Annotated in this window: 6 protein-coding genes; 3 read left to right on the top strand and 3 right to left on the bottom strand. The window is 71.7% G+C overall.

The window, feature by feature from the left end; genetic code table 11:
- The 3 genes from ACLVWQ_RS27875 to glgB all read left to right on the top strand — a co-directional run.
- Positions 1-281, top strand: a 281-nt coding sequence (locus tag ACLVWQ_RS27875) for an alpha-glucosidase C-terminal domain-containing protein (RefSeq protein ID WP_414111955.1), incomplete at its 5' end; no start/stop codon positions are given.
- A 104-nt stretch (positions 282-385) separates the two neighbouring features.
- Positions 386-1,816 carry a maltokinase N-terminal cap-like domain-containing protein gene (locus ACLVWQ_RS27870; RefSeq protein WP_414111954.1) on the top strand — a complete coding sequence of 477 codons (1,431 nt, stop codon included), beginning with the start codon at positions 386-388 and terminating at the stop codon, positions 1,814-1,816.
- A gap of 63 nt (positions 1,817-1,879) precedes the next feature.
- Positions 1,880-4,267, top strand: coding sequence for a 1,4-alpha-glucan branching enzyme (glgB, locus tag ACLVWQ_RS27865; protein ID WP_414111953.1), 2,388 nt, complete (start codon positions 1,880-1,882; stop codon positions 4,265-4,267).
- 101 nt (positions 4,268-4,368) lie between these two features.
- On the opposite strand, the gene ACLVWQ_RS27860 is transcribed toward glgB, so the two are convergent.
- From ACLVWQ_RS27860 to ACLVWQ_RS27850, 3 genes are all read right to left on the bottom strand, one after another.
- Positions 4,369-6,684, bottom strand: coding sequence for a HelD family protein (locus tag ACLVWQ_RS27860; RefSeq protein WP_414111952.1), 2,316 nt, complete (start codon positions 6,682-6,684; stop codon positions 4,369-4,371).
- A 141-nt stretch (positions 6,685-6,825) separates the two neighbouring features.
- The gene (trxA, locus tag ACLVWQ_RS27855) at positions 6,826-7,158 is read right to left on the bottom strand and encodes a thioredoxin (protein WP_414111951.1); all 333 of its coding nucleotides are present in this window, start codon (positions 7,156-7,158) and stop codon (positions 6,826-6,828) included.
- A 5-nt stretch (positions 7,159-7,163) separates the two neighbouring features.
- Complete coding sequence (locus tag ACLVWQ_RS27850) at positions 7,164-7,592, bottom strand: MerR family transcriptional regulator (RefSeq protein WP_414111950.1); 429 nt, start codon at positions 7,590-7,592, stop codon at positions 7,164-7,166.
- Positions 7,593-7,822 lie beyond the last annotated feature (230 nt).

The raw sequence follows: 7,822 nt of genomic DNA, 5'->3' as shown, positions 1-7,822 counted from the left end.
TCGGCTCCTACACCGAACTCCCCTCCACCAACCCCGCCGTCCTCGCCTTCCTCCGCGAAGCCCCCACCACCGACGACCACGACGACGACCTCGTCCTGTGCGTCCACAACTTCTCCCGCTTCGCCCAGCCCACCGAACTCGACCTCCAGGCCTTCACCGGCCGCCACCCCGTCGAACTCATCGGCGGCGTCCGCTTCCCCGCCATCGGCGAACTCCCCTACCTCCTCACCCTCGCCGGCCACGGCTTCTACTGGTTCCGACTCCGCAAGGACGCCGTCTAGGACACCGTCCGGGAACCTGTCGCCTCGCCGGCGGAGCGGTTTCCCCCGCCCTGCCCTGGGCACGCATCAGTAACACCCCGACTCCGGGGAAAGGACGCGACGCCATGTCCGAAGCCGTCACCCGCTCAGTGCACTCCGCTTCGACAAGCCCCGGCCTTCTCGCGTCCCTCGAACCACTGCTCCGCGAGTGGCTGCCACGGCAGCGGTGGTTCGCGGGCAAGGGCCGTCCCGTCACCGGGTTCTCCCTGGTCTCGGCGACGGAAGTGCTGCCGCCTGGCTCCCCGCTGGGCCTGCTGCACCTGCTCGTACGGGCGCATCAGCCGCCCGTCCCCACGCAGGGCGCCCCCGCGCATCCGGCCGACTGCTACCAACTGCTGCTCGGCGTGCGCGAGACGCTGCCCCCGCGGCTGGCGCCCGCGCTGATCGGCCGTCCGGCACAGGGCCCGCTGGCCGGGCTGACCGTGTACGAGGCGCTGCACGACCCACGTCCTGCCGGGGTCCTCCTGGAGGCCCTGCGGGAACAGGCGCGGGTCGGTGAGCTGCGGTTCGAGCGGGACACGCGGCAGGAGATCCGGGGCGACCCGGTGCCACGCCTGATGACGGCCGAGCAGTCCAACTCCTCGGTCGTCTACGGAGATACGTTCATCCTGAAGGTGCTGCGCCGGATCGTGCCGGGGGTCAACCCCGACCTGGAGCTGCCGCTGGCCCTGGCCCGCGAGGGCTGTCCGCGGGTCCCGGCACCCGCCGGGTGGCTGCTCGCGGACCTGGCCGGCGACGACGACACGTACGTACTGGGCGTCCTGCAGCCCTTCGTCCAGGGCGCCTCGGACGGCTGGGACCTCGCGCTGCGCGGGCTCGCCAAGGGCGAGGACTTCAGCGGCGAGGCGCGGGCGCTCGGCCGGGCCACCGCCGAGGTGCACACGGCCCTGGCCCGTGCGCTGCCCACGGTCACCATGGGGCGCGGTCAGCTGGAAGCGCTCACGCACGGTATGACCGAGCGGCTGGCGGCAGCCGTGCAGGCGGTCCCGGCGCTGCTACCGTACGCGTCAGGGCTGCGTTCCGCGTTCGACGCGCTGGCCGGTCCGGCGGGCGAGGGCGAGACCTGGACGGCGCAGCGGATCCACGGGGACCTGCACCTCGGACAGTGTCTGCGGTCGCCGTCCGGGCACTGGTCGCTGATCGACTTCGAGGGCGAACCCGCCAAGTCGCTGGCCGAGCGGCGACTGCCCCAGCCGACCGCGCGGGACGTGGCGGGCATGCTCCGCTCCTTCGACTACGCCGCGCACTCGCTCCCCGAGATCCCCGGCTGGGCGGACGCGTGCCGGACGGCGTACTGCTCCGGGTACGCCGAGGCGGGCGGGCGCGATCCGCGTACGGATCCGGTGCTGCTCCGCGCGTACGAGACCGACAAGGCGGTCTACGAGGTCGTGTACGAGGCACGGCACCGGCCCGACTGGCTGCCCGTGCCGATGGCGGCGGTCCGCCGGCTGGCACGTCCCGACCGCGGCCCCGCCCCTGGCCCCGAACCGACCTGACCCACCGGCCCAACCCCTGTCCCTCCCACCCACGTCTCTCACTCCGCCGAGGAGGCTCCGCCCGTGACGCCCCGCCCGAACCCGCCCGCCAAGAAGCCGAAGCGCACGAAGGCCAAGGCCAAGGCCAAGGCCAAAGGCAAGGCCGTCGGCAAGGCGAAGGCCAAGCCGGCGGTGGAGAACATAAGGGCCGAGGCCGAACCCGTAACCGTGCCCGTAGAGCCCGTACCGCCCGAGGAGCCCGCACGGCCCGTGCGGGAGGTGCGGTCGCCGGCCGTGCTGGACCGGGCCGACCGGGAGCGGCTGCTCGGGGGCGCGCATCATGATCCGCACGCCCTGCTCGGGGCCCACACCGTGCCCGACGGCGTGATCTTCCGCGTGCTGCGGCCGTACGCGCTCTCCGTGACCGTCGTCGCCGAGGGACTGCGGGCCGAACTGCACGACGACGGGGAGGGGTTCTTCTCCGCCGTGCTGCCGCTGCGGGAGGTGCCCGCGTACCGGCTGGCGGTGGAGTACGAGGGTGTGGTGCAGGACATCGAGGACGCGTACCGCTTCCTGCCCACGCTCGGCGACCTCGATCTGCACCTGTTCGGGGAGGGGCGGCACGAGCAGCTCTGGACCGTCCTCGGCGCGCACCCGATGGAGCACCAGGGCGTGACCGGCACCCGCTTCTCGGTCTGGGCGCCGAACGCCCGCGGTGTACGGATCTCCGGGTCCTTCAACTTCTGGGACGGGACCGCGTTCCCGATGCGGTCGCTCGGCTCGTCCGGGGTGTGGGAGCTGTTCGCGCCCGGCGTCGGCGAGGGGGAGCTCTACAAGTTCGAGATCACCCGGCCCGACGGGACGAAGACGATGCGCGCCGACCCGATGGCGCGGCGCACGGAGCTGCCCCCCGCCACGTCCTCCGTGATCCACGCCTCGCGTCACGAGTGGCGGGACCGGGAGTGGATGGAGCGACGGGCCGACCGACCCGCGCACCGGGCCCCGTTCTCCGTCTACGAGGTCCATCTCGCGTCCTGGCGACCGGGCCTGACCTATCGTCAGCTCGCCGAGCAACTGCCCCTGTACGTCGCCGATCTGGGCTTCACCCATGTCGAGCTGATGCCGGTCGCCGAGCACCCCTTCGGCGGGTCCTGGGGCTACCAGGTCACCGGCTTCTACGCGCCCACCGCCCGGCTCGGCACCCCCGACGACTTCAAGTACCTGGTCGACGCGCTGCACCGGGCCGGCATCGGCGTCATCATGGACTGGGTGCCCGCGCACTTCCCGAAGGACGACTGGGCGCTGGCCGAGTTCGACGGGCGTCCGCTGTACGAGCACGAGGACCCGTCGCGGGCCGCGCACCCCGACTGGGGGACCCTCGAGTTCGACTACGGGCGGCGGGAGGTACGCAACTTCCTGGTCGCCAACGCGGTGTACTGGTGCGAGGAGTTCCACATCGACGGGCTGCGCGTGGACGCCGTCGCCTCCATGCTCTACCTCGACTACTCGCGCGAGGCCGGCCAGTGGACGCCCAACGTCCACGGCGGCCGGGAGAACCTCGACGCGGTCGCCTTCCTCCAGGAGATGAACGCCACCGTCTACCGGCGCGAGCCCGGTGTCGTGACCATCGCGGAGGAGTCGACGGCGTGGGACGGCGTCACCCGTGCCACCCACCACATCGGACCCGGCGGTTTCGGCGGTCTCGGCTTCGGGCTGAAGTGGAACATGGGCTGGATGCACGACTCGCTGGACTACGTCTCCCACGAGCCCGTGCACCGCAGGTACCACCACGACGAGATGACCTTCTCGATGGTGTACGCGTACAGCGAGAACTACGTGCTGCCCATCTCGCACGACGAAGTCGTCCACGGCAAAAGGTCGTTGGTGTCGAAGATGCCCGGCGACTGGTGGCAGCAGCGCGCCGACCACCGCGCCTACCTGGGCTTCATGTGGGCCCACCCCGGCAAACAACTCCTCTTCATGGGCCAGGAGTTCGCCCAGGGCGCCGAATGGTCCGAGGCCCACGGACCCGACTGGTGGCTCCTCGACCCGTCGTACGGCGCGGCGGCCGACCACCGGGGCGTACGCGATCTCGTCCGCGACCTCAACACCGTGTACCGGCAGGTCCCGGCGCTCTGGGAACTCGACACCGAGCCCGCCGGATTCGGGTGGGTCGCCGGGGACGCCGCCGACGACAACGTCTTCGCCTTCCTCCGGCGGGCCGCCGACGGATCGCCCCTGCTCGCCGTGTCCAACTTCTCGCCGGTGGTGCGGCACGAGTACCGGCTCGGGGTGCCGGACGACGTGACCGCGTGGCACGAGGTGCTCAACACGGATGCCGCGCGGTACGGCGGCGGTGACGTGTCCAACGTGGACCCCGTCAAGCCGGACGACCAGTCGTGGCACGGCCACGCGGCGAGCATCCGCGTCACACTGCCACCGCTGTCCACGGTGTGGTTCCGCCCGGCGTAGCCGTTTCTCGCCCCGCCCTGAGGCTGCGCCCCGGACCCCGCTGAGGGATCGCGCAGTTCCCCGCGCCCCTCAGGTGTCCGGGGGGCGCGGGGCGAGATGGGTCAGGAAGGCGCCGGCAGGGCATCGGCCAACGGCTTCGGCAGCGGGGTCGCGTGGACGATCCCCAGCGACTGGGTGGCCCGTGTCAGGGCCACGTACAGGTCGCTCGTACCGAAGCGCGCCGGCTCGACCACCACCACCGCGTCGAACTCCAGCCCCTTCGCCTGCCGAGGATCCAGCAGTACGACCCCCCGGGTCAGATCGGGCTCCTCCCCCGCCACGACACCGTCGAGCCCCGCCGCCAGCACCCCGTGCAGCTCACGCGGCGCGATCACCGCGAGCCGTCCCTCCCCGGGGGCCAGCTCCACGACCGCCTTCTCCAGCGCACCGGCCAGATCGGCGCTCTCGCGCACCCAGGGGCGTACCCCCGTCGACCGCACCGAACTCGGCGGCTCGAAGTCCGCGTACTCGGCCCGCGGAACCGCCGCCGCGACGTCCATGATCTCGGACGGCGTGCGGTAGTTGACCCCGAGGCGGGTGTGCTCCCACCGGTCCTCGACAAAGGGGTGGAGGATGTCCGACCAGGAGCCGACCCCCGCCGCCTCGGCCGTCTGCGCCGGGTCGCCGACGAGCGTCATCGACCGGGTGGGACTGCGGCGCATCAGCAGCCGCCAGGCCATCGGCGACAGTTCCTGCGCCTCGTCGACGATGATGTGCCCGAACGCCCAGGTACGGTCGGCCGCCGCCCGTTCGGCGGCACTGCGGTGGTCGTCCTCCTCGTGGCGCTCGGCCATCCGCTCGGCGTCGATGATGTCGTGCGCCGACAGGACCTCCGCGTCCTCCACGTCCAGGTCCTCGAACTCGTACGTCCTGGACGCGTAGGAGACGTCGAGGACGCCCTGCGCGTAGGCGACCTGCCGGTCCCGCTCCTGGTCGGCGGCGGCCCGGGTCACCCGGTCGTCCTCGCCGAGGAGTTCGGCGGCCTCGTCGAGGAGGGGGACGTCGGCGGTCGTCCAGGCGCGGGTCACCGGACGCCGGACGGCCTCCGTGTCCTCCACGGTGAGGTACGCGTCGGGCTCGGCGAGGAAGTCCGCGACGAGGCGCCGCGGGGTGACGCGCGGCCACAACTGGTCGATGGCCGACCAGACCTCGGGGTTCTCGGCGAGGTCGTCGCGGATCTGGGTGATGTCGCTGGGGTCGAGCAGGTTCGTGCCGTCGAAGGGATCCGTGCCGATCCGCTCCGCGACCATGTCGGTGAGGGCGTTGAAGATGTGGCCCTCGAAGTGCTCACGGGCCACGTTGTGCGGCAGCCGCGCCTCGCGGGTGCGGTCACGGGCGACGCGTACGAGACCGGCGTCGAGCATCAGGACGTCCCGGTCGTGCTCGATGGCGATCACCGGGTCGGGCAGGGCCTGGCGGTCGCGTACGACGGCGGCGAGGACGTCGGCCATCTCGGCGCGGCCCTTCACCGCGGCGGCCCCGGGGGTGTCGGAGGCGGTCGCCCGCACCCCGGGATACAGCTCGCCGACGGTCGAGAGCAGCACGCCCGTCTCGCCGAGCGAGGGCAGGACCTCGCCGATGTAGCCGAGGAAGGCGGGGTTCGGGCCGACGATCAGGACGGCGCGCTTGGCGAGCAGCTCCCGGTGCTCGTAGAGGAGGTAGGCCGCCCGGTGCAGCGCCACCGCCGTCTTGCCGGTGCCGGGGCCGCCCTCCACCACCAGGATCCCGCGGTGCGGGGCGCGGATGATGCGGTCCTGCTCGGCCTGGATGGTCTGCACGATGTCGCTCATCCGGCCGGTGCGTGCGGAGTTGAGGGCGGAGAGCAGCACGGCGTCGCCGGTCGGGTCCTCGTGTCCGGTGCGGCGCCGGTCCCCGAGGTCGAGGATCTCGTCGTGCAGGGCCGTCACCGTACGGTCCTCGGTGGTGATGTGCCGGCGCCGGAGCAGGCCCATGGGGGTGTGGCCGGTGGCGAGGTAGAAGGGCCGGGCGACCGGGGCGCGCCAGTCGATCAGGATGGGGGTGTGGTCGATGTCGTCGGCGCGGATGCCGATGCGGCCGATGTGGTGGGTGGTGGCGGCGGATCCCGCGGAGTCCGGCTCGGCGTCCTCGGAGAGGTCGATGCGGCCGAAGCAGAGCGAGCCGTCCACCGCGTTCAGGGCGGCGAGCAGGCCGGAGCGTTCGGCTACGAGGACGTCGCGTTCGAGGCGGGCCTGCATGGGCGTGCTGCCCTGTGCGAGGGCGTCCGACACGGAGGCCTCGGTGCCGCCGCGCAGGGCGTCGACGCGCGCGTACAGGCCGTCGATGAATTCCTGCTCACGGCACAATTCATCGTCCGTGAATCCAGTGGTTGAGTCTGTGTTTGAGGCCTTGTTTGACAATTCCGCTCCAGCCCGGATATACTCTGCTCAGTGGACTTCTCCGTGACTTGTGTTGCGTAAGTCGCGAACCATTAAATATACGCAGAGAAATCCCCCGCAGGCAATTGCCCACGGGAGATTCTTCGTATGTCCGGGCAGCGGTCAGAGCACCTCCGCCAGCTCCGCCAGCAGTCGTCGCCTGGGGCGGGCGCCGACCATCGACTTCACCGGCTGCCCGTCGCGGAAGACCATGAGCGTGGGCATCGACAGCACCCCGTAGGCGTTCGTGGTCTCCGGGTTCGTGTCCACGTCGAGCTGGACCACCTTGAGCCGGCCGGCCTCCTCGGCGGCGACGGCGCTCAGTACGGGCGCGATCTGCCGGCACGGCGGGCACCAGTCCGCGGTGAACTCGACCAGTACGGGGAGTTGCGCGCCGATCACTTCCTCGGCGAAGTTCGCGTCTGTCACTTCGGCCAGGCCTGCCGCTCTGATCACCGGGTTCACCTTTTCTCTGCCGCGGGAAATACAGCGCATACGGGATCGGGGGCCGCCGCCGCCTCGGCCGACAGCTCGCTCATCGCCTGCTCGGCCCGTGCCAGCTGGTCGCCGACCTGGGCGCGTACGGAGCGCAGGTCGTCGATCAGCGCGTCGAGTTCGCGCAGCTTGCGGCGGTAGACGGCGAGCGAGGCGGGGCAGGTGTCGCCCTCCGGGTGGCCGGCGCGCAGGCACTCCACGAAGGGCCGCGTCTCCTCCAGGTCGAACCCGAAGTCCTGGAGGGTCTTGATCTCCCGGAGCAGCTTCAGGTCGTCCTCGTCGTAGGTGCGGTAGCCGTTGCCGGCGCGACGCGCGGGTAGTAGGCCGCGGGACTCGTAGTACCTGAGGGTCCGGGTGGTGGTTCCGGCACGCTCGGCGAGCTGTCCGATTCGCATACGGCGACGCTAACCCTTACCCCCGACGTCAAGCCAAGCGCGGCCCTGCGGGGCTTGGGCAGGTTTTTGGGTGCGGGTGCACTGTGGCCGGCCGCGCAGTTCCCCGCGCCGCCCTGCGGGGCTTGGGCGGGTTCTTGGGTGCGGCCCGGTGGGGGCTGGTCGCGCAGTTCCTCGCGCCCCTGGGTAGGTGGGGGTTCAGCGGCGCTGTCGGGTGCGGGTCTGTCGTGGTT

The organism is Streptomyces sp. CWNU-52B (assembly GCF_047444975.1).
GTDB lineage: Bacteria > Actinomycetota > Actinomycetes > Streptomycetales > Streptomycetaceae > Streptomyces.
Note: the sequence above shows the minus strand (reverse complement) of the source record. Positions and strands in the feature narration are given on the sequence as shown.